This is a genomic window from Variovorax paradoxus, assembly GCF_030815975.1.
In the GTDB taxonomy this organism is placed as follows: Bacteria; Pseudomonadota; Gammaproteobacteria; order Burkholderiales; family Burkholderiaceae_C; genus Variovorax; species Variovorax paradoxus_N.
On sequence record NZ_JAUSXL010000002.1, the window covers coordinates 989,110 to 1,010,923 of the forward strand.

General features: G+C 67.4%; 16 protein-coding genes and 1 pseudogene. 14 read left to right on the forward strand and 3 right to left on the reverse strand.

Going from position 1 to position 21,814, the window contains the following annotated elements:
* The first annotated feature begins 21 nt into the window (after nucleotides 1-21).
* The 6 genes from miaB (at nucleotide 22) to mdoH (ending at nucleotide 7,382) form a co-directional block, all read left to right on the forward strand.
* Nucleotides 22-1,389 carry a tRNA (N6-isopentenyl adenosine(37)-C2)-methylthiotransferase MiaB gene (gene miaB, locus QFZ47_RS08435; RefSeq protein ID WP_307655216.1) on the forward strand — a complete coding sequence of 456 codons (1,368 nt, stop codon included), beginning with the start codon at nucleotides 22-24 and terminating at the stop codon, nucleotides 1,387-1,389.
* Nucleotides 1,389-2,816 carry a sensor histidine kinase gene (locus QFZ47_RS08440; protein ID WP_307655217.1) on the forward strand — a complete coding sequence of 476 codons (1,428 nt, stop codon included), beginning with the start codon at nucleotides 1,389-1,391 and terminating at the stop codon, nucleotides 2,814-2,816. Before miaB ends, QFZ47_RS08440 begins: the two co-directional genes overlap by 1 nt.
* Before the next feature lie 114 nt (nucleotides 2,817-2,930).
* On the forward strand, nucleotides 2,931-3,542 hold the full coding sequence (locus tag QFZ47_RS08445) for a hypothetical protein (RefSeq protein ID WP_307655218.1): 612 nt from the start codon (nucleotides 2,931-2,933) through the stop codon (nucleotides 3,540-3,542).
* 31 nt (nucleotides 3,543-3,573) lie between these two features.
* Entirely contained in the window at nucleotides 3,574-4,962 is a 1,389-nt protein-coding gene (locus tag QFZ47_RS08450; RefSeq protein ID WP_124960441.1) for a sigma 54-interacting transcriptional regulator, read from the forward strand.
* Nucleotides 4,963-5,155: 193 nt separating this feature from the next.
* Nucleotides 5,156-5,359 (forward strand): hypothetical protein, encoded by a 204-nt coding sequence (locus QFZ47_RS08455; protein WP_307655219.1) that lies wholly within the window; start codon nucleotides 5,156-5,158, stop codon nucleotides 5,357-5,359.
* A 7-nt stretch (nucleotides 5,360-5,366) separates the two neighbouring features.
* The gene (gene mdoH / locus QFZ47_RS08460; RefSeq protein ID WP_307655220.1) at nucleotides 5,367-7,382 is read left to right on the forward strand and encodes a glucans biosynthesis glucosyltransferase MdoH; all 2,016 of its coding nucleotides are present in this window, start codon (nucleotides 5,367-5,369) and stop codon (nucleotides 7,380-7,382) included.
* Between the two features lie 95 nt (nucleotides 7,383-7,477).
* Here mdoH and ffh read toward each other — a convergent pair whose 3' ends face one another.
* Nucleotides 7,478-8,866 (reverse strand): signal recognition particle protein, encoded by a 1,389-nt coding sequence (gene ffh, locus QFZ47_RS08465; protein ID WP_307655221.1) that lies wholly within the window; start codon nucleotides 8,864-8,866, stop codon nucleotides 7,478-7,480.
* Between the two features lie 196 nt (nucleotides 8,867-9,062).
* Between ffh and QFZ47_RS08470 the strand changes: the two genes are divergently transcribed.
* The 8 genes and pseudogenes from QFZ47_RS08470 (at nucleotide 9,063) to QFZ47_RS08505 (ending at nucleotide 19,435) form a co-directional block, all read left to right on the forward strand.
* The gene (locus QFZ47_RS08470; protein WP_307655222.1) at nucleotides 9,063-9,872 is read left to right on the forward strand and encodes a cytochrome C assembly family protein; all 810 of its coding nucleotides are present in this window, start codon (nucleotides 9,063-9,065) and stop codon (nucleotides 9,870-9,872) included.
* Entirely contained in the window at nucleotides 9,869-10,129 is a 261-nt protein-coding gene (locus QFZ47_RS08475; RefSeq protein WP_307655223.1) for a PP0621 family protein, read from the forward strand. The genes QFZ47_RS08470 and QFZ47_RS08475 overlap by 4 nt, the downstream gene beginning before the upstream one ends.
* A gap of 92 nt (nucleotides 10,130-10,221) precedes the next feature.
* On the forward strand, nucleotides 10,222-11,922 hold the full coding sequence (locus QFZ47_RS08480) for a two-component system sensor histidine kinase NtrB (RefSeq protein ID WP_307655224.1): 1,701 nt from the start codon (nucleotides 10,222-10,224) through the stop codon (nucleotides 11,920-11,922).
* A 25-nt stretch (nucleotides 11,923-11,947) separates the two neighbouring features.
* Nucleotides 11,948-13,486 carry a sigma-54-dependent transcriptional regulator gene (locus QFZ47_RS08485; RefSeq protein ID WP_307655225.1) on the forward strand — a complete coding sequence of 513 codons (1,539 nt, stop codon included), beginning with the start codon at nucleotides 11,948-11,950 and terminating at the stop codon, nucleotides 13,484-13,486.
* On the forward strand, nucleotides 13,473-14,090 hold the full coding sequence (gene ampD / locus QFZ47_RS08490) for a 1,6-anhydro-N-acetylmuramyl-L-alanine amidase AmpD (protein ID WP_307655226.1): 618 nt from the start codon (nucleotides 13,473-13,475) through the stop codon (nucleotides 14,088-14,090). Before QFZ47_RS08485 ends, ampD begins: the two co-directional genes overlap by 14 nt.
* Before the next feature lie 350 nt (nucleotides 14,091-14,440).
* Nucleotides 14,441-17,356, forward strand: coding sequence for a ribonucleoside-diphosphate reductase subunit alpha (locus tag QFZ47_RS08495; RefSeq protein ID WP_307655227.1), 2,916 nt, complete (start codon nucleotides 14,441-14,443; stop codon nucleotides 17,354-17,356).
* 179 nt (nucleotides 17,357-17,535) lie between these two features.
* Nucleotides 17,536-18,709: pseudogene (locus QFZ47_RS08500) on the forward strand (ribonucleotide-diphosphate reductase subunit beta).
* A gap of 192 nt (nucleotides 18,710-18,901) precedes the next feature.
* On the forward strand, nucleotides 18,902-19,435 hold the full coding sequence (locus QFZ47_RS08505; RefSeq protein WP_013539474.1) for a histone H1-like DNA-binding protein: 534 nt from the start codon (nucleotides 18,902-18,904) through the stop codon (nucleotides 19,433-19,435).
* Between the two features lie 80 nt (nucleotides 19,436-19,515).
* Here QFZ47_RS08505 and QFZ47_RS08510 read toward each other — a convergent pair whose 3' ends face one another.
* A complete protein-coding gene (locus tag QFZ47_RS08510; protein ID WP_307655228.1) occupies nucleotides 19,516-20,418 on the reverse strand; it encodes a carbohydrate kinase family protein in 903 nt (300 codons plus the stop codon).
* 58 nt (nucleotides 20,419-20,476) lie between these two features.
* Nucleotides 20,477-21,781 carry a zinc-ribbon and DUF3426 domain-containing protein gene (locus tag QFZ47_RS08515; protein WP_307655229.1) on the reverse strand — a complete coding sequence of 435 codons (1,305 nt, stop codon included), beginning with the start codon at nucleotides 21,779-21,781 and terminating at the stop codon, nucleotides 20,477-20,479.
* Between the last annotated feature and the right edge of the window lie 33 nt (nucleotides 21,782-21,814).

Consider the following 21,814-nt stretch of genomic DNA (forward strand, 5'->3'; position numbering starts at 1 on the left):
GGAGGGCCAGGAAAGCACCCCATGAGCAAAAAAGTATTTATCAAGACCTTCGGCTGCCAAATGAACGAGTACGACTCGGACAAGATGGCCGATGTGCTTAACGCCGCAGAGGGCTACGAGCCGACGCAGAACGTCGAAGAAGCCGACCTCATCCTCTTCAACACCTGCTCGGTGCGCGAGAAGGCGCAGGAAAAAGTGTTCTCCGACCTCGGCCGCGTGAAGCACCTGAAGGCCAAGGGCGTGAAGATCGGCGTGGGCGGCTGCGTGGCGAGCCAGGAGGGCGCGGCCATCATCGCGCGCGCGCCCTACGTCGACATCGTGTTCGGCCCGCAGACGCTGCACCGCCTGCCCCAGATGCTGAACGACCGCGAGCGCCTGGACCGTCCGCAAGTGGACATCAGCTTTCCCGAGATCGAGAAGTTCGACCACCTGCCGCCCGCGCGCGTCGAAGGCGCGACCGCATTCGTCTCGATCATGGAAGGCTGCTCCAAGTACTGCAGCTACTGCGTGGTGCCCTACACCCGCGGCGAGGAAGTGAACCGCCCGCTGGACGACGTGCTGGTCGAAATTGCCGGCCTGGCCGACCAGGGCGTGCGCGAAGTCACCCTGCTGGGGCAGAACGTGAACGCCTATCGCGGAAAGATGGGAGACACGGCCGAGATCGCCGACTTCGCGCTCCTGATCGAATACGTCGCCGAGATTCCCGGCATCGAGCGCATCCGCTACACCACCAGCCACCCCAACGAGTTCACGCCGCGGCTCATCGAGGCCTACGCCAAGGTGCCGCAGCTGGTGAGCCACCTGCACCTGCCGGTGCAGCACGGCAGCGACCGCATCCTGATGGCCATGAAGCGCGGCTACACCGCCATGGAATACAAGAGCACGGTGCGCAAGCTGCGCGCCATCCGGCCCGAACTTGCCCTCTCCAGCGACTTCATCGTCGGCTTCCCGGGCGAGACCGACGAAGATTTCGCCAAGATGATGAAGCTGATCGACGACTGCCAGTTCGACAACAGCTTCAGCTTCATCTTCAGCCCGCGCCCCGGCACGCCGGCCGCCGCGCTGCACGACGACACGCCCCATGCGGTGAAGCTGGCGCGCCTGCAGACGCTGCAGCGCGTGATCGACGGCAACGTGCGCCGCTTCGGCGATGCGCTGGTCGGCACCACGCAGCGCGTGCTGGTCGAAGGAGCTTCCCGCAAGGACGCGAACGAGCTGATGGGCCGCACCGCCTGCAACCGCGTCGTCAACTTCGAAGGCGACGCGCGCCTCGTCGGGCAGATGGCCGACCTGCGCATCACGCGCTCGCTCGCCTACACGCTGCGCGGCGAAGTGGCCACGCGCGAATCGTCGACGACGGTGCCGGTTCCCGCCGCGCTCGCCGCCTGATGGCGAAGCGGCCGTCCAGACGGGGCTCGTTCCAGCAGCTCCTGCTTTTCGCGTTCCTGCTGATCACCGCACTGCTGGTGGGCGTGGCGCTGCGCTCGGTATTCCAGTACGACGCGCTCATGACCCAGAGCCGCGACGCGGCGGCGCGTGCGCTGCGGCTCTCGGGCGCGGCCCAGTCGCTGGCCGAGCGCAGCGCCGCCATGGAGCGCGCCGGGCGCCAGTCGCTGGTGCTGAACGACGCCGTGCTGCGCCGCCGCTTCGACGACGCCGCGCGCGAGGCGCACCAGGTGCTCGAACGGCTCGAGCGCAACGGCCTCGCACCCGAGGGCATCCAGCTGTGGCGCACCCAGCTCGGCGTGATCGAGGGGCTGATGAGCGGCAGCGCCGACAGCGCGCTCTCGCGCGAAAGCGGCATGGCCATGCAGTTCCGCGAACTCGATTCGCTGAACACCAATCTTGCGCAGCAGGCCCAGTTCCTGATCGAGCTGCAGAACGATGCGCTGGCCAAGCGCATCGAGAATGCGCGCCGCCGCCTGATGCGCGAAGTGGTGGCGGCCAGCATCCTGGCGGTGTCACTGGCGCTGGCTTTCGGCATCTGGCTCGCGCGCCCTTTCAAGCGGCTCGAGCACGCCATCGTCGGGCTGGGCCAGAACCGGCTCGACGAGCCGATCGACATCCGCGGCCCGGCCGACGTGCGGCGCCTGTCGCAACAGCTCGAATGGCTGCGCCTGCGCCTGACCGAGCTCGATGCCGACAAGGCACGCTTCCTGCGCCATGTCTCGCACGAGCTCAAGACGCCGCTGGCGGCTCTGCGCGAAGGCGTTTCGCTGCTGGAAGACGGCGTGACGGGGCCGCTGAATCCGGCCCAGCTCGAAGTGGCGCAGATCCTGAACCAGAACACCGTGTCCCTGCAGGGCCAGATCGAGGCCCTGCTGCGCTTCAATGCCGCCGCCTTCGAGGCCCGCGAGCTGCGCCGCGAGCGCACCGACCTGCTGCCGCTGGTCGAAGAGCAGATCGAAGCGCAGCGCCTGCAATGGCAGGCCCACGGCCTGCGCGTTCATGCCGAGGGCGAGTCGATCACGCTCGCGGTGGACCGCACCAAGCTCGGCACGGCGGTGGCCAACCTGCTGTCCAACGCGATCCGCTACTCGGCGCGCGGCGGCGTGATCACGATCGTGGTATCCGGTACGCCAACCACGGCGTGCATCGATGTCAACGATGCCGGCCCGGGTATTGCCGAGGGCGACCGGGACCGGATCTTCGAGCCCTTCTACAGGGGCGAGCGCCAGCCCGAGCATGCCGTCAAGGGCACGGGCATCGGCCTTTCGATCGTGCAGGAGTACATTGCTGCCCATGGGGGCCGCATCGCCCTGCTGCCAGAGGGGCCCGGCGCGCGCTTTCGCATCGAACTGCCGCGCACGGCCTGAACCCACCGTGAAGCCCCCGGGCACCCACCTGAAAACAAACACCGCCTTTTGCCTTTTCTTCAATCCATGCTTTTTCCGTTCGTCCGCAGTTCGACCCTGTCCGGGGCGGTGGCCATGCCTTTCGTCCTGCTGCTGGCCGCCTGCGCGACGCAGCCCGCGCCACCCGCCGAGGCCGAGGCCCTGCCGCCGCCGCCCGCCGTGCCGCGCGTGATGCCGGTCGAGGCCGAGCCCAAGGCGCCGGCCACGCAGCCCGCATCGCTCTTCACGCTGATGACCCAGGGTCCGGTCGCGGCCATGCTGGCCTATGCCGACAAGATCCGCCCGCTCGGCGGCGCCGAACTGGCCGCCGAAATCACCCGCGCCGGCGATCCGGGCGATTCGCCCACCGCCCAGATGCAGCTCGCGCTGCTGCTCGCGCAGACCCGCGTGCCGGCCGACCTGGCGCGCGCGCTGGGCCTGCTGCAGCGCGTGATGTCCAACCCCTCGCCCGAGGCGCAGCCCCTGCAGCCGCTGGCGCGCGCGCTGGCCGCGCGCTACGTGGAGCAGCGCCGCGTCGAGGAAGACCGCGACAAACAGGCGCAGCAGGTGCGGGAAAGCCAGCGCCGCATCGACCAGCTGAACGACCGCATCGAAGCACTGCGCGCCATCGAACGCAGCTTCGCGCGTCCCAACAACGTACCGGCGCCGACCCTGCCCGCGCCGGGCAGCACCAGGCCGAATCCATGAACCCCCGGCAATTGCGGAAAGAGCCCCTTCGATGAGCACGACCGGCGCGCGCCTGCTGGTGGTCGACGACGACCCGGACATGCTGCGGCTGCTCTCGATGCGGCTGAGTTCGGTGGGCTACCAGGTCACGGCCGTGACCTCGGCCGAAACCGCGCTCACGCAGCTCGAGATCGAGCATCCGCAGCTGGTGCTCAGCGACGTGCGGCTGCCCGGCCGCGACGGGCTCCAGCTGTTCGACGAGATCCGCAAGCGCCACCCCTCGCTGCCGGTGATCCTGCTCACCGCCCACGGCACCATTCCCGATGCGGTCGAGGCCACGGCGCGCGGCGTGTTCACCTACCTCACCAAGCCCTACGACGGCCGTGAGCTGCTCGACAAGATCGCGCAGGCGCTGGCGCTCGGCGCACCCGCCAGCACGCCCGCCAAGGCCGGCGACGAAAGCTGGCGCGCCGAGATCGTGAGCCGCAGCAACCGCATGTCCGAGCTGCTGGCCGAGGCCCGCATGGTCGCCAAGTCGGACGCCTCGGTGCTGCTGCGCGGCGACAGCGGCGCCGGCAAGGAACTGCTGGCGCGCGCCATCCACCGCGCCAGTGCCCGCGCCGACAAGCCCTTCGTGGCCGTCAATTGCGGCGCCATCCCCGAGGCGCTGCTCGAATCGGAACTCTTCGGCCACATGAAGGGCGCCTTCACCGACGCCCACGCCAACCACAAGGGCCTGTTCCAGCAGGCCGACGGCGGCACGCTGCTGCTCGACGAAATCGGGGACATGCCGCCCGCCCTGCAGGTCAAGCTGCTGCGCGTGCTGCAGGAGCGCGCGGTGCGTCCGCTGGGCGCCAGCCAGTCGATCGAGGTCGACGTGCGCATCATCTCGGCCACCCACCGCGACCTGGACGTGGCGATGGAAGCAGGCCAGTTCCGCGAAGACCTTTATTACCGGCTCAACGTGGTCACGCTCACGCTGCCGCCGCTGTCGGCGCGGCGCGAGGACATTCCGCTCCTGGCCAACCACTTCCTGCAGAAGCTCTCGACCAAGTACGGCAAGCGCCTGTCCGGCTTCGCACCCGAGGCGCTCAAGGCGCTGGCCACCGCGGCCTGGCCCGGCAACGTGCGCCAGCTCTACAACGTGGTGGAGCAGGTCTGCGCGCTGTCGAGCTCGCCGCTGATCCCGCTGGCGCTGGTGCAGCGGGCGCTGCGCGTGCCCACGGTCGAGGTCCAGACCTATGCCGAGGCCAAGCAGCGCTTCGAGCGCGACTACCTCGTCGGGCTGCTCAAGCTCACCGACGGCAACGTGGCCGACGCCGCCCGGCTGGCCGACCGCAACCGCACCGAGTTCTACCGCCTGCTGCAGAAGCACGAACTCACGCCCGGCCACTTCAAGGCCGACGCTGTCGCTCCCGGCAGCGAGCCTGTCGCTGACTAGCGACGCCCCTAAGTCGTTGATTTAAAAGGCCATTCTCCGCCAGCCTCCAGGGCTTGTCGGGATTCGGCGACAAAAACCGAGGTTTCGGGGCCCTTCAGGCGACTCCAACCCCGAAAACTGCATCCAGATCACCATAAGTCATTGATCTGAAAGCGTTTTTCCAGCCTGGCACAGGGTTTGCCCCTGTACAGGCATGACAGCACTCAACAGCCCATCTTTCGCACTGCGCCAGCAGCGCGACGGCCTGCGTCAAAAGCAGTTTTCCCCCGTGCGGCCCCGTGCCGCCGGTCATTCGCTGGCCGCGCTCGCAAGCGCGGGCGGCGCCGAACCGGATTGCGTGGTCAAGCGCTTTCCTGCCATTGGCGACACCCCTTCCCTCGACAAGCAACGTTGGTAAATCACACATGAAGCCAAACGACTTCTCCCAACTGAACGTGCTGACCGAAGCCGACTTTTCGCACCGCAGCCCGGTGCGCGAAGAACGCCATCCCAATGCCGTGACCGCTCCGCCGGTCAACCGCGGCTCCATGGCGCCCCGCCCCTGGCGCGGCTTCTGGAACAGCCTCGGCACGGCCCTCCTGGTCAAGCTCGGCGCCGGCGGCAAGCCGGAAAGCCAGACCGCCGAAGCCGGCGCCCAGGTCAAGCAGCCCTGGCAGCGCGCCGCGGCGCAGCGCCGCTTCGCCTTCATGGCGCTCACGCTGCTGAGCACCGTGGTCGCATCCGTGCTGTTCGCCGGCGTGCAACCGGACTACGACAACGTCTGGCTCGAATACGGCCAGATCGGCCTGTACGGCCTGCTCTCGGGCTGGGTCGTCACCGGCTTCGTCACGGCACTCATGGGCTTCTATGTCTCCGTGCGCGGTGACAAGCACGCGCTCTCGGTCAAGCAGGTGGCCCACCACCCGATGAACCCCGAGGCACGCACCGCGATCATCATGCCGATCTGCAACGAAGACGTTGCCACGGTGTTCGCCGGCCTGCGCGCCACCTGCGAATCGGTCGCGGCCACCGGCCACGCCAAGCAGTTCGACGTGTTCGTGCTGTCCGACAGCTATGCGCCCGAAACCGCCGCCGCCGAGCGCGCCGCCTGGGAAGACCTGCGCGCCGCGCTGGCCGACAGCCCGAACCAGCCGCAGGTCGAGGTGTACTACCGCCTGCGCACCCGCCGCACGCACCGCAAGGCCGGCAACGTGGCCGACTTCTGCCGCCGCTGGGGCAAAGACTACCGCTACATGGTCGTGCTCGACGCCGACTCCGTGATGAGCGGCGACTGCCTGGCCTCGATGGTCAAGCTGATGGAAGCCAATCCGACCGCCGGCATCATCCAGACCGCCACGCAGGCCATCGGCCACGTGACGCTGCATGCCCGCGCACAGCAATTCGCTTCCCGCGTGACGGGCCGCCTGTTCACGCTGGGCATGCAGTTCTGGCAACTGGGCGAATCGCACTACTGGGGCCACAACGCGATCATCCGCGTCGAGCCCTTCATGAAGCATTGCGCACTGGCGCCCATCAAGGGCACCGGCGGCATGTCGGGCGGCATCATGTCGCACGACTTCGTCGAAGCCGCACTGATGCGCCGCGCCGGCTACAACGTGTGGCTCTGCGCCGACCTGGTCGGCAGCTACGAGCAGCAACCGCCGGACCTGCTGGCCGAACTCCAGCGCGACCGCCGCTGGTGCCAGGGCAACCTGCAGAACGCCCGCCTGATGGCCGAGCCCGGCATCCACCCGGTGCACCGCGCGATGTTCGTGACCGGCACCATGGCGTACGCCTCGGCACCGCTGTGGCTCGCGTTCCTGACGCTCGGCACCGCGCTGTGGCTGAGCGGCTCGAGCCTGATCTCCAGCTGGAGCGTGCTGCCGGCGGAACTGGCGGGCCTGTGGGTCTGGACCCTGTGCCTCCTGTTCCTGCCCCGCCTGCTCGGCATCGCTGCCGTGCTGATGCGCGGCGAGCAGCGCCAGTACGGCGGCCTCTGGGGCCTGGTGAAGAGCTCGGTGCTCGAAAGCGGCCTGGCCATCGTGCAGGCGCCGGTTCGCATGCTGGCCCACTCGCTGTTCGTGCTGGTCGCCCTCACCGGCATCAAGCTCGACTGGAAGTCGCCCCCGCGCGAAGCCGCTGCCGTGCCGTGGAAGGTCGCCGTGTCGCAGCTCGCTCCCATGAGCCTGGTGGTCGGCGCGCTGGCCCTCGGCGTCGCCATGATCGACCCGAGCGCGCTGATCTGGCTCATGCCGGTCGGCCTGCCGCTGCTGCTGGCCATTCCGCTGACGGTGCTGACCAGCCAGATCGCGCTGGGCACCTCGCTGCGCGACCGCGGCTTCCTGCTGATTCCCGAGGAATCGCGTTCGCCGGCCGTGCTGCGCCGCGCCTGGATGCATGCGCTGCGCCTGGCGCGCCCTGCGGCACTGGCGACTGCCTGATGCACTGAAGCTCAGCGCAAACAAGAAAGCCGGCCACGTGGCCGGCTTTTTTCATGGCGCGGCTGCCGAGAAGCAGCAGCTATCTCTCTATCTGATCAGAACGGCAGCTTGGGACCGCCAGGACCGCCCATGCCGCCCATGCCCTTCATGCCGCCCATGCGCTTCATCATCTTCATGAGGCCGCCGCCCTTCATCTTCTTCATCATCCCCTGCATCTGCTCGAACTCGTTGAGCAGGCGGTTCACTTCCTGAACCTGCACGCCCGCGCCGGCCGCGATGCGGCGCTTGCGCGTGGCCTTGAGCAGCTCGGGCTTGCGGCGCTCGAGCGGCGTCATGCTCTGGATGATCCCTTCCTTGCGGCGGATGTCGCGCTCGGCGCGGGTCATGTCGGCCTCGGTGGCCTTGGCGGCCATCTGCTGCGGCAGCTTGTCCATCAGGCTGGAGAGGCCGCCCATCTGCTTCATCTGCTGCAGCTGGCCGAGGAAATCGTTCAGGTCGAAGCCGGCGCCGCTCTTGACCTTGGCCGCGAGCTTCTGCGCCGCCGCCACGTCGACACCGGCCGTGACCTGCTCGACCAGCGCGACGATGTCGCCCATGCCCAGGATGCGGCCGGCATGGCGCTCGGCGTCGAACACCTCGAGGCCGTCGATCTTTTCGCTGGTACCCGCGAACTTGATCGGCACGCCCGTCACCTGCCGCACCGACAGCGCCGCACCGCCGCGCGAATCGCCGTCGGTCTTGGTCAGGATGATGCCGGTGAGCGGCAGCGCTTCCTTGAAGGCCTTGGCGGTGTTGATCGCATCCTGGCCCTGCATCGCATCGACCACGAACAAGGTCTCGACCGGATCGAGCGCGCCGTGCAGCTGCTTGATCTCGGTCATCAGCACTTCGTCGATGGCCAGGCGGCCGGCCGTGTCGACCAGCAGCACGTCGAAGAAATGGCGCTTGGCGTGGTCGAGCGCGGCGCGTGCGATGTCGAGTGGCTTCTGGTCGGGCGTGCTCGGGAACCATTCGGCGCCGGCCTGCTTGGTGACCATCTTGAGCTGCTCGATGGCGGCGGGCCGGTAGACGTCGCCCGACACGGTGAGCACCTTCTTCTTGCGCTTCTCGATCAGGTGCTTGGCCAGCTTGGCGGTGGTGGTGGTCTTGCCCGCGCCCTGCAGGCCGGCCATCAGGATCACCGCGGGCGGCTGCGCCGCAAGGTTGATGTCGGAAATGCCCTCGCCCATGGTGGCGGCGAGCTCGCGGTTCACGATGCCGACCAGCGCCTGGCCCGGCTTGAGCGAGCCCAGCACTTCCTGGCCGAGCGACTTTTCCTTCACCCGGGCCACGAAGTCGCGCACCACGGGCAGCGCCACGTCGGCTTCGAGCAAGGCCATGCGCACTTCGCGCAGCATGTCCTGCACGTTGCTTTCGGTGATGCGCGCCTGGCCGCTCATCGTCTTGACGAGGCGGGAAAACTTTTCTGTGAGGGCGGTGGCCATGAAGGAGATGCCTTGCTGCCCGCCGTGGCGCGGGTCATTGGGAAGTCGTAACTGATGGGAGTGTCGGCCGCTTGCTCCCCATTCGAGAAACGCCGCGGAACCGGCTTTGCCGGGCCGCTGGTGTTGCCCCCGGTAGGGGGCTGGCGTAGCGACACGAAGTGCGCGAAGCCTGGGGGCGAGCCATTACACTCCACCGATGATTTTAGCGATCCCCTCCCCACTTGCCGTGGCGCTGGGCATCGCCACCGCGGCTGCCTACGGATTTGCCGCTGCCGCGGGTGCCCGGCTGAGCCGCAAAGCCACCCAGTGGGCCCTCGGGCTGGCATGGCTTCTGCATGCCGCGGTGCTGGGCCATGGCCTGGTCGGCAGCCAGCCGAAATTCGGCTTCGCGCCGGCGCTTTCGGTCACGGCCTGGCTGGTGCTCACGGTCTACGCGGTCGAAAGCCGCATGTACCCGCAACTCAAGGTGCGCCGTGCGCTGGCCTGGCTGGGTGCGGCTGCCGTTCTGCTGGCCATCCTGTTTCCCGGTACGCCGCTGCATGTGTCGGCTTCCCCCTGGCTGCCGCTGCACCTTGCGCTGGGCATCGCCTCGTACGGCCTGTTCGGCGCCGCGGTGGTCCATGCCTGGCTGATCACGCGGGCCGAAAAGCAGATCCGCCTTGCCACCGAGCCGCAGGGCGGCGTGCCGCTGCTCACGCTCGAGCGGCTCACCTTCCGCTTCGTGATGGCCGGCTTCGTGTTGCTTTCCGCCACGCTGCTCGCGGGCCTGCTGTTCAGCGAAACGCTGTACGGCGCGAGCGTGCGCGGCTGGAAGTGGGACCACAAGACGGTGTTCTCGGTGCTCGCCTGGATCAGTTTCGCGGTGCTGCTGGTCGGCCGGGTCCGCTTCGGATGGCGCGGCCGCACGGCGCGGCGCGTGCTGTATGCCGGCTCCGCGCTGCTGCTGCTGGCCTATGTGGGCTCGCGCTTCGTGCTCGAAGTGGTGCTGGCGCGCGGTACGGCATGAAGTACCTGCTCGTTCTCGCGGTGCTCTGGGTGGCGATCTGGCTCTGGCGCAAGAACCGCCGGGAGGAAATGCGCGACGCCCAGCGCGAAGAGGCGGCCCGCGCCGCCAAGCGCCCGCCTGCCGCGCCGGCTTCGCCGCAGGCCATGCTGCGCTGCGCCCATTGCGGCTTGCACCTGCCTGCGAGCGATGCGCTCGCGGGCCCGGGCGACGCGGTCTACTGCAGTGCTGCGCACCGCCAGGCCGCCGAGCGCGGCTGAGCGGGCGCTGCACCAATGAGCGCAGCGCCGGGCCGCCCCAAGCAAGCTCGCTCCCGCTTGGCGGGAAGGCGCGCAGCGCCAAGGGTGCACCAATGAACTCCTCCCTCTGGTCGCGCGGCGAGCCCGTCACCGACTGGAATGCGCTCGAGCCGGGGCACGGCGAGAGCGCCGCGCTGCTGCGGCTGTGGCGCGGCTTCATGGCGGCGCGCTGCTTCGTTGCGCTGGTGCTGGTGCTGCTGCAGGGCGTGGCCATGGCGCTCGGCCAGACGATGCAGCCGCTGGCCTTGGCGCTTTCGGCCGGCTACCTGGCCGTCACCTGGCTGGGCGCGCGCTATGCGCATTTCACGCCGCCGATCCGGGCCTTCGGCATGCTGTGGTTGCTCACCATCGGCATCGACCTGGGCACCTTCACCGCGCTCCAAGTGCTCCAGGGCGGCAGCATCAACTACACGCCGCTGTTCGCGCTGCCGGTGCTCATGAGCGCGGTGCTGGGCACGGTGACCGTGGGCCTGGGCACCACGGCCACCGTCACGCTGCTGCTGCTCGCCGATGCCGGCTGGCACTGGCTGCAGCAGCAGCCCGGCGATTCCTCCACCCGCTTCGTGCAGGCGGCGCTCACCGGCACCGGGCTCTTCGTGGTGGCCCTGCTGGCGCACGAGCTGGCGCGCCGGCTGGCCCGCGAAGAAGAAACCGCGCTGCGCAACCGCAGCAGCGCGCAGATGCAGGCGCAGGTCAACGACCTGGTGATCGAGACGCTGAGCGAAGGCGTGCTGGTGATCGACGCCGAAGGCATGGTGCATGCGGCCAATCCGGCGGCCGACGCAATCCTCGGACAAGGCTTGGCCCGGCTCGCCCTGCCGTTCGCATTGCATGCGCAGCCCGCCTGGCATGCACTGGCCGCGCTGGCGCGCCAGACCTTTGCGCGCCGCGCGCCGCAAAGCGAGGAAATTCCCGTGGCGCAGGCGCGCGGCGCCGCGCGCGAGGTGCGCGTGCGCACGCGGCTCACGCCCACCAGCGACCGGCGCGTCGACAGCCTTTGCGTGATGTTCCTGCAGGACCTGCGCGAACTCGAGGCCCGCATCCGCACCGAGAAACTGGCCGCGATGGGCCGCATGTCGGCCGCGGTGGCGCATGAGATCCGCAATCCGCTCGCGGCCATCACGCAGGCCAGCGCGCTGCTCAACGAAGACCTCACCGACCCCGCGCACCGCAAGCTGACCAGCATGGTGCAGCACAACGCGCAGCGGCTCGCGCGCATCGTGGACGACGTGCTCGACGTTTCGCGCGCGCGCCAGCAGCGCGTGCTCTCGCTCGGCGAGCAGGTCGTGCTCGATCCCGCCGTGCAGGTGCTGGCCGAAGAGTGGGTGCGCCAGACGCAGCGCCAGGGCGTGCGGATTGCGCTGGACGCCGCCGAGATCGAGGTCCGCTTCGACGTCGAGCACTTGCGCCGCCTGCTCGTGAACCTGCTCGACAACGCGGCGCGCTACGCCAGCAGCCGCGCGGGGGCGATCCAGGTCGTCACCACGACGCAGCGCGGCAGTTCCGGCCGCCCCAGCCTGCAGGTGTGGAGCGACGGCGCGCCGCTGGAGCCGGCGGTGCAGCGCCACCTGTTCGAACCTTTTTTCTCATCCGAGAGCCGCTCCAGCGGGCTCGGCCTCTTCCTGTGCCGCGAGCTGTGCCGGCGCCACGGCGCCACCATCGGCTACGAGCGGCGCGCGCTGGTCGCGGGCGGTCCCGAAGGCAATGAATTCTTCGTCAGCTTCGCGCCAAGCGAAAACCGGCTGACACAATAGCGTTGTGAGCACTCCCCATCCTTCCATGCAGCGCCCGGCCAACATCCTGGTCATCGATGACGAGCCCGACCTGCGCACGCTGTACGAACTGACCCTGCTGCGCGAAGGCTATCGCGTCGAGGCCGCCGGCAGCGTCTCGGAAGCCTGGCAGCACCTGGAGGCCGGGCAGTTCGATGCGGTGATCACCGACATGCGGCTGCCCGATGGACAGGGCATGGAAATCATCCACCGCATCCAGAAGAACCAGCGCAGCGAGCGCTGCGTGGTGATGACGGCCTACGGCTCGGCCGAGAACGCGGTCGAGGCGCTGAAGGCCGGTGCCTTCGACTACCTGACCAAGCCGGTCGACCTGAAGCAGTTCCGCGCCGTGGTCGCTTCCGCGGTTCAGGCGCAGCAGGCCCTGCCGGCCAAGGCCTGGCAGGCGGCGCCCGCGGGCCAGCCGCGCGCCGACACGCCCGCCGTTCCGGGCAGCGGCGTCGCTGCGCTCGAGCGGCTGGTGGGCGACTCGGAGCCGATGCGCCTGGTCAAGTCGCGCATCGCCAAGGTGGCGCGCGGCATGGCGCCGGTGCTGGTGCGCGGCGAATCGGGCACCGGCAAGGAACTGGTGGCGCGCGCCGTGCATGCCTGCAGCCAGCGCAGCGAGGGCCCGTTCGTCGCAGTCAACTGCGGCGCCATTCCCGAGAACCTGCTCGAGGCGGAGTTCTTCGGCGCCCGCAAGGGCTCCTACACCGGCTCCTCGCAAGACCGCGACGGCTACTTCCAGGCCGCGCGCGGCGGCACGCTCTTTCTCGACGAAATCGGCGACCTGCCGCTGGCGATGCAGTCCAAGCTGCTGCGCGCGATCCAGGAGCGCAGCGTGCGTTCCATCGGCTCGACGCAGGAAGACGCCGTCGACGTGCGCATCGTGAGCGCCACCCACAAGGATCTTCACGCCGAAGTCCAGGCCGGCCGCTTCCGGCAGGACCTGTTCTATCGGCTCAACGTGATCGAGATCGCGGTGCCTGCGCTGCGCGACCGGCGCGAGGACCTGCCCGCTCTTTGCGCTGCGCTGCTCGCGCGCATTGCGCAGGACGGCGGGCTGCCGGTGCCGCATCTTTCCGCCGAACTGCTGCGCCGCCTTGCCCAGCACCGGCTCGACGGCAACGTGCGGGAGCTCGAGAACCTGTTGCACCGCGCCGTGGCGCTCAACGACGGGGACGAACTGCACCTGGACCTGATGGCGCCGCGGCCGGGCGCAGCCGCGGCACCTGCCGAGACGGCCGTTGCCACAGCCGCGCCTTCTGCTTCAGCGCCCGGCAGCGAAGCGCCTCCGGCGCCCGCCCCGGTCGCCGCGGAACCCAAGCCTCCGGCGCCCGCCCTTCCCTCGGACCTGCAGGCCCACCTCGATCAGCAGGAGCGCGAGATCCTCGTGCGCGCGCTGCACGAAAGCGGCTTCAATCGAACGGCGGCCGCCGCGCGGCTCGGCATGAGCCTGCGCCAGATCCGCTACCGCATCGCGCGGCTGGGTATCACCACGCCCGGCGGCGACGAAGGTGCCAGCATCAGCAGCCATGCCGACGACTGAGATCCCCGCGGCGAATCCGGGCAACGACGACGGGCTCTGGCACGCCGGCTGGTACCGCTTCGCCAAGGCGCTGCGCTCGCCGAACTTCGGACCCCGGCCCGCGGGTGTGCAAACCGACCTGATCGTGCTGCACTCCATCAGCCTGCCGCCCGGCGAATACGGCGGCGACGCGGTGCAGCAGCTCTTCGCCAACCAGCTCGACTGGGACGCGCATCCCTACTTCCAGTCGATTCGTGGCCTCGAGGTTTCCTCGCATTTCTATGTGCGGCGCAACGGCGAGCTGTGGCAGTTCGTGAGCTGCGACGACCGTGCCTGGCATGCCGGCGTGTCGTCATGGCGCGGCCGCGAGAACTGCAACGACGACTCCATCGGCATCGAGCTCGAAGGCCTCGAAGGCCTGCCGTTCGAGGAGGCGCAGTACGAGACGCTGGCCAGCCTCTGCCCCGCCATCGCGCAGCACTACGCCATCGCGTACATCGCCGGCCACGAACACATCGCGCCGGGCCGAAAACAGGACCCCGGCGCCGGCTTCGATTGGCAATTGCTGCGCGGGCACCTGGGCTGGAGCCCACAAATGTTTCCCCAGCAGGTGGTGCAGCGCTAATTTTTTCAATCGCGCCGCGCCTCGTGATGCGATGCTCTTGCGCCGCAGCAAACCCGAAACGGGAAACGCGCAGCGCAGCAACCATGCGCCTTGCAAGCCCAAATCGTCTTGCAAGCCAAGCCTCATGCGGCTTGCGCGACCATAGGCCAGTATTCACGCGGTATCGCTGGCCGTGCCCTATGTCCAAAGACGTATCGGCGGGGCTTGTATCCGAAGGAAAACACTACATCTAGTGGGTTGTAGACCTCTCAGACCCCAGATATAGTGTCTTCCGTCCGGTCAACAACGCCGGCGCAACGCCCAACCAAGGTGTTGCCATCCAACAAGAATTGCCAACCGAGAGGAAGCGAATGCAAACAGCCCTGAACACCCCATCGACCTCGCGTGCCGTTCCCTCCACGCCGTCGCAGCAGCAGCGGGACACCGCTGGCTCGCCCACCGGCCAGAACCTCGCGCACTACCAGATCATCCGCCGCAACGGCGCCGTGGTTCCCTTCGAACCCAACAAGATCGCCATCGCGATGATGAAAGCCTTCCTGGCCGTGCACGGCACCCAGGGCGCGGCTTCGGCCAGCGTGCGCGAAACAGTCGACGCGCTCACGCAAGGCGTGATCCGCGCCATGGTGCGTTCGCGTCCGGGCGGCGGCACCTTCCACATCGAAGACGTGCAGGACCAGGTCGAGCTCGGCCTGATGCGCGGCGGCCACCACGAAATCGCGCGCGCCTATGTGCTCTACCGCGAGCGCCGCACGCAGGAGCGTTCCAAGCAGGGCGAACACGACATGCCCGCCGTGCAAACGCTGCACGTGTTGGACAACGGCGAACGCGTCGAGCTCGACCTGAACCAGCTCAAGGGCCTGATCGAATCGGCCTGCGAAAACCTGGGCGACAGCATCACCGCCCAGCCGATCGTCGCCGAGACCATGCGCAACCTGTACGACGGCGTGCCGCTCGACGAGGTCTACAAGGCCTCGATCCTGGCGGCCCGCACGCTGATCGAGAAAGACCCCGACTACACCTTCGCCACCGCGCGCCTGCTGCTGCACACGATCTTCAAGGAGATCATCGGCCGCGAAGTGATGCCGGTCGACCGCGCCACGGCCTACGCCGACTACTTCCCGCAGTTCATCAAGAAGGGCGTCGAGAACGAGCTGCTCGACGAGAAGCTGCTGCAGTACGACCTGCCCCGCCTGGGCGCCGCGCTCAAGGCCGAGCGCGACCTGCAGTTCGACTACCTCGGCCTGCAAACCTTGTACGACCGCTACTTCCTGCACGTGCGCAAGTCGCGCATCGAACTGCCGCAGGCGTTCTTCATGCGCGTGGCCATGGGCCTGTCGCTCGGTGAAATCGACCGCGAAGCCCGCGCCATCGAGTTCTACGAAGTGCTGTCGTCCTTCGACTTCATGTCGAGCACGCCCACGCTGTTCAACGCCGGCACGCTGCGCTCGCAGCTCTCCAGCTGCTATCTGACCACGGTGCCCGACGACCTCGACGGCATCTACGAGTCGATCAAGGAAAACGCCCTGCTCTCGAAATTCGCGGGCGGCCTGGGCAACGACTGGACCCGCGTGCGCGCGCTCGGCAGCCACATCAAGGGCACCAACGGCGAATCGCAGGGCGTGGTGCCGTTCCTCAAGGTGGTCAACGACACGGCCGTGGCGGTGAACCAGGGCGGCAAGCGCAAGGGCGCCGTCTGCACCTACCTCGAAACCTGGCACCTCGACATCGAGGAGTTCCTGGAACTGCGCAAGAACACCGGCGACGACCGCCGCCGCACGCACGACATGAACACCGCCAACTGGATTCCCGACCTGTTCATGCGCCGCGTGATGGAAAAGGGCACCTGGACGCTGTTCTCGCCCTCCAACGTGCCCGACCTGCACGACCTGTTCGGCGCCGACTTCGAGAAGGCCTACACCGCCTACGAAGAAAAGGCCGCCCGCGGCGAGATCAAGCCCGCGCGCACCATCCAGGCCTCGGACCTGTGGCGCAAGATGCTCACGATGCTGTTCGAGACCGGCCATCCGTGGATCACGTTCAAGGACGCCTGCAACGTGCGCTCGCCGCAGCAGCACGCCGGCGTCGTGCACTCGTCGAACCTATGCACCGAGATCACGCTCAACACCAGCGACACCGAAACCGCGGTCTGCAACCTCGGTTCGGTGAACCTGCTGCAGCACCTGAAGGACGGCAAGGTCGACCAGGAAAAGCTCAAGAAGACGATCGCGACCGCGATGCGCATGCTCGACAACGTGATCGACATCAACTATTACGCGGTGAAGAAGGCGCGCGATTCCAACCTGCGCCACCGTCCGGTCGGCCTGGGCCTGATGGGCTTCCAGGATGCGCTGTACGAGCTGCGCATTCCCTACGCCTCGCAGGAAGCCGTGCAGTTTGCCGACGAGTCGATGGAAGCCATCTGCTACCACGCCTACTGGGCATCGACCGAGCTGGCCCGCGAACGCGGCAAGTATTCGAGCTACAAGGGCTCGCTCTGGGACAAGGGGATCCTCCCGATCGACACGCTCGACCTGCTCGAGCAGGCGCGCGGCGGCTACGTCGAGGTCGACCGCTCGGCCACGCTCGACTGGGACGCGCTGCGCCAGAAGATCAAGGCCGACGGCATGCGCAATTCCAACTGCGTGGCCATCGCTCCGACCGCGACCATCTCGAACATCATCGGCGTCGACGCTTCCATCGAGCCCTGCTTCGGCAACCTCTCGGTCAAGTCGAACCTGTCGGGCGAGTTCACCGTGATCAACCACTACCTGGTGCGCGACCTGAAGCGCCTGGGCCTGTGGGACGACGTCATGGTCATGGACCTGAAACACTTCGACGGTTCGCTGCGCCCGATCGACCGCGTGCCGCAGGATGTGAAGGCGCTCTACGCCACCGCGTTCGAAGTCGAAACCACCTGGCTGGTCGAAGCCGCCTCGCGTCGCCAGAAGTGGATCGACCAGGCGCAGTCGCTCAACATCTACATGGCCGGCGCATCGGGCAAGAAGCTCGACGACACCTACAAGCTCGCATGGCTGCGCGGCCTGAAGACCACCTACTACCTGCGCACGCAGAGCGCGACGCACGCCGAGAAATCCACCGTGCAATCGGGCCGCCTCAACGCGGTGTCTTCGGGCAGCGAAGCCTCTTCGGGCATGAGCGCGCTCGAGGCCGCGGCCACCGCAGCAAAGGCGCAGATGAGTGCGATGCCTGCCACCGACATCGCGTTCTGCGGCGTCGACGATCCGACCTGCGAAGCATGCCAATGACGCGCGGGTGAAGTCAGAGAGGTGCATGCACGACGCGCGAAACTCTCAGTCGATCACGGCATCGACTGACATCGCGCGATGCATGAGAGCAACATAACAACCACATAAATGGAGCGCGACGTGAACGAGCACTTTGCAACTCACATCGTTGCTCCGATAATCGAGCATTGGATTTTTCTATGTTGACCTGGGACGAAGAAGTCAAGCCCTCCTTACCAAAGGATATGCAACAAGGATTGCAGCAACACCACGCATCGACCAGCGGCTTGCCCGCAGGCCGATCGGTGGACGCTCCGACTTCGTCGATTGCACAACCCATGGCCCCCGTCGCAGCGCAGCGCGTCAAGGCTTCCGACAAGCGCATCATCAACGGCCAGACCGACGTCAACCAGCTGGTGCCGTTCAAGTACAAGTGGGCCTGGGAAAAATACCTCGCCACCTGCGCCAACCACTGGATGCCGCAGGAAGTGAACATGACGCGCGACATCGCGCTCTGGAAAGACCCGAACGGCCTGACCGAAGACGAGCGCCGCATCGTCAAGCGCAACCTCGGCTTCTTCGTGACCGCCGACTCGCTGGCCGCCAACAACATCGTGCTGGGCACCTACCGCCACATCACGGCGCCCGAATGCCGCCAGTTCCTGCTGCGCCAGGCTTTCGAGGAAGCGATCCACACGCACGCCTACCAGTACATCGTCGAGTCGCTCGGCCTGGACGAGAGCGAGATCTTCAACGCCTACAACGAAGTGCCCTCGATCCGCGAGAAGGACCAGTTCCTGATCCCGTTCATCGACGCCATCAGCGACCCGCTCTTCAAGACCGGCACGCACGAAACCGACCAGACGCTGCTCAAGTCGCTGATCGTGTTCGCCTGCCTGATGGAAGGCCTGTTCTTCTACGTCGGCTTCACGCAGATCCTCGCGCTCGGCCGCCAGAACAAGATGACCGGCGCCGCCGAGCAGTACCAGTACATCCTGCGCGACGAGTCGATGCACTGCAATTTCGGCATCGACCTGATCAACCAGCTCAAGCTCGAGAACCCCCGGCCTCTGGACCAACGAGTTCAAGGCCGAGATCAAGGCCCTCTTCATGAAGGCCGTCGAGCTCGAATACAAATACGCCGAAGACACCATGCCGCGCGGCGTGCTCGGCATGAACGCCTCCATGTTCAAGGGCTACCTGCGCTACATCGCCAACCGGCGTGCACAGCAGATCGGCCTCGAAACGCTCTTCCCGAACGAGGAAAACCCGTTCCCCTGGATGAGCGAAATGATTGACCTGAAGAAAGAGCGCAATTTCTTCGAAACCCGCGTGATCGAATACCAGTCGGGTGGTGCGCTCTCCTGGGATTGAATCCGACAAGAATTAATGAATTCAAGAATTGCCCTTGCCACCGATCGCGCCGAAGAGCGCGGCATGGATGAGGGCTCAGGTGTTCATGGTGCTGGAGCTCAGATTCCAACGCCATGAATCGCTTCACGCTACCAACGTGCGTGGAGTGCTTCAATAGGTTGATTTTTTCAACTTGATCAAGGAGAAATAGAAATGGCAACTGCAAAGAAAGCGCCGGCTAAGAAAGCCGCTGCAAAGAAGGCTCCGGCAAAGAAGGTCGCGGCCGCTAAGAAGGCTCCCGCCAAGAAGGTAGCTGCGAAGAAGGCTCCGGCCAAGAAGGTCGCAGCGAAGAAGGTAGCCGCCAAGAAGGCGCCTGCGAAGAAGGTAGCCGCCAAGAAGGCAGCTCCGGCAAAGAAGGCCGCTGCCAAGAAGGCTCCGGCGAAGAAGGCCGCAGCAAAGAAGGCTCCTGCCAAGAAGGCGGCGGCGAAGAAGGCTCCGGCAAAGAAGGCCGCTGCCAAGAAGGCCCCTGCGAAGAAGGCTGCCGCCAAGAAGGCTCCTGCCAAAAAGGCTGCGGCCAAGAAAGCCGCGAAAAAGCCCGCTGCCAAGCCTGCCGCTGCTGCCAAGAAGCCTGCTGCGAAGAAGGCTGCGAAGGCTCCCGCCAAGGCTGCCGTAGCGCCTGCTCCTGCTGCGCAAACGACGCTGAACCCCCAGGCAGCCTGGCCGTTTCCGACGGCCAGCAAGCCCTGAGTTTCTCAGCGGCCTTGACGGCAAAAAACCCGGTACCTCACGGTGCCGGGTTTTTTTTATGGGCGCCTACAAGCGGCGGCTCAGAGGCCCAGCGCCTTCAGGTCGATCTGGTAGTTCTGCGGTCCGCGCTGCGCGATCTTGAGCGCCCCGATGCGGTTGCCGAGTGCCGCGCATTGCGCGAGCGGCCAATCCTTTTCCAGACCGAACAGCAGCGCGCCGCGCCAGGCATCGCCGCAGCCCGTGGGCTCGACCACCGCGGCCGGCGTCACGCCCGGTACATGCTCGCGCTCCCCGTCGATCCAGACCTCGCAGCCTTCGGCGGCCAACGTGACGACCAGGCCGCGCACGCGCCTGGAGATCTCGGCCAGGCTCCAGCCGGTGCGCTGCGACAGCATCTTTCCTTCGTAGTCGTTGACAACGACCCAGCTCGCCAGGTCGACGAAGTGCCTGAGCGCCTCGCCGTCGAACATCGGCAGGCCCTGGCCCGGATCGAACACGAACGGAATGCCGGCCGCAGCGAACTGCTCCGCATGCTGCAGCATCGCCTCGCGGCCGTCGGGCGCGATGATGCCGATCTTGATGTCGTCGCGCGCAGCCACCTTGGTGATGTGCGCCTGCTGCATCGCGCCGGGGTGGAACGCGGTGATCTGGTTGTTGTCGACGTCGTTCATGATCATCGCCTGCGCGGTGAAGGTGTCGCCGAGCTGGCGCACGAACTCGGTGCTGATGCCCAGCGTGCGCATGCGTTCCAGGTAGTCGGCGCCGTCGCTGCCGAGGGTGGCCATCGGCAAGGCGGCACCGCCCAGCGCATTGAGGCTGTAGGCGATGTTGCCGGCACAGCCGCCGAAGTCGCGCCGCAGGCCCGGCACCAGGAACGACACATTGAGGATGTGCAGCTGGTCCGGAAGGATCTGGTCGGCGAACCGGCCCTCGAAGGTCATGATGGTGTCGAACGCGAGGGAACCGCAAATCACTGCTGCCATGGGTGAGCCGTTGGGTAGGAATGGATGAATGAAATGAAAAGGCGGGCGCGAGCCAGGCCTAAGGATAGAACGCTTCGACGCGGTAGCCGGCAATGGGCGGCAGCGTGGCCGCTTCGGTCGCGGACAGGCTCAGCGGCAATGAGGCCGCCTGGTCCGAGCGCGCCGCCAGCACCGCCGGCGCGCCATAGTCCGCAGCCATCAACACGCGGCGCACCACGGCGCGCTCCTGCGTGTCGAGCAGCGAAAGCTCGACGGCCGGCATGGCCAGGGGAACGGCCGCGCCATTGCGCAGCGTGAAGCTGAGCCGGTAGTCGCTGTTGCCGGTTTTCTCGCGCGCGAAGGCCGCGCCCTCGATCACGATGTCGCCGATCTGCCGCAGCGCCGTGAGCTCGCAGCCAGCCACACGGCACAGCGTCGTGAATGCGGGACGCAGGTTCGGCTGGCGCGCGACGATGCCGTCGCGCTCGTGGCGCAGGACCTGCACAACCAGCAGCAGAACGGCCAGCACGGCCAGCAGCCAGAGCCAGCGCCGCGACCCAGGCCGCTGCCAGAAACCCGCAGTGCCGCGGCGTGCGCTTTCGCTGTTATCGGAGAAGGGAAGCCGCTCCGAATCTTCCGCATCGTCGCGGTTCGACGACAGGGGCGAAGGACGCAGGCCCGGCTCGGGCTCGCTCGCCTCCCGCACCATCGAAGCCGGCATCTTTGCGGCGGTGCGCTCGTCGCGCGCTTTGGCGCTCGCGATCTTGGCCGACTTGATGCGGGCCCGGCGCAGCGCCTTTTGCATCTGCACCTGATCGCGGTCTTGCACGGGCTCGTGTTTTTCGTCTTCTTCGCTGGCCGATGCCGTCATTTCCCGCGCCTTGAGGCGCAGGGCCGGCAATGGAGGCGGCGGGGGCGGCGGCGGCGAAGGCGGCGCCGCCAGATTCAGGTCGATGTTCGGAAACGGCGGCAGCGTACTTGCCGGCGGGCGCCATTCGGGCTCGCTGGCCTCGAAGTCGGTCCACAGATCGTCGGCGACGATGCCGTGCGCCGGCAAGGCGAAGGCAGGCGCCGATGCGGGTGTTGGTGCGGGCGTGGGTTCGGCCTCGGGAAGCGGCGCGGCCTCGCTCTTCTCCTCAGGCTCGTCGTCGAAGAAATCCGCGTCCTCGACGGCCTCCGGCGACGGTCCGATCGATGCGGCGGGCGGCGGTGCCGGCGGCGCGATCGTGGCCGCGGCGCCGTCGGGCGCCTCGTGCAGATCGAGCGTGGCGTCGAACACGTGGCTGCAGCGCCCGCAGCGCACCCAGCCATCCGAAATGCGAAGCTGGTCGCGCACCACCTTGAAGGTGGTGGCGCAGGCGGGGCAACGCGTGACGAGGCTCATGACGGGGCGATTGTAGGGTTGGGCCCTCGCCGG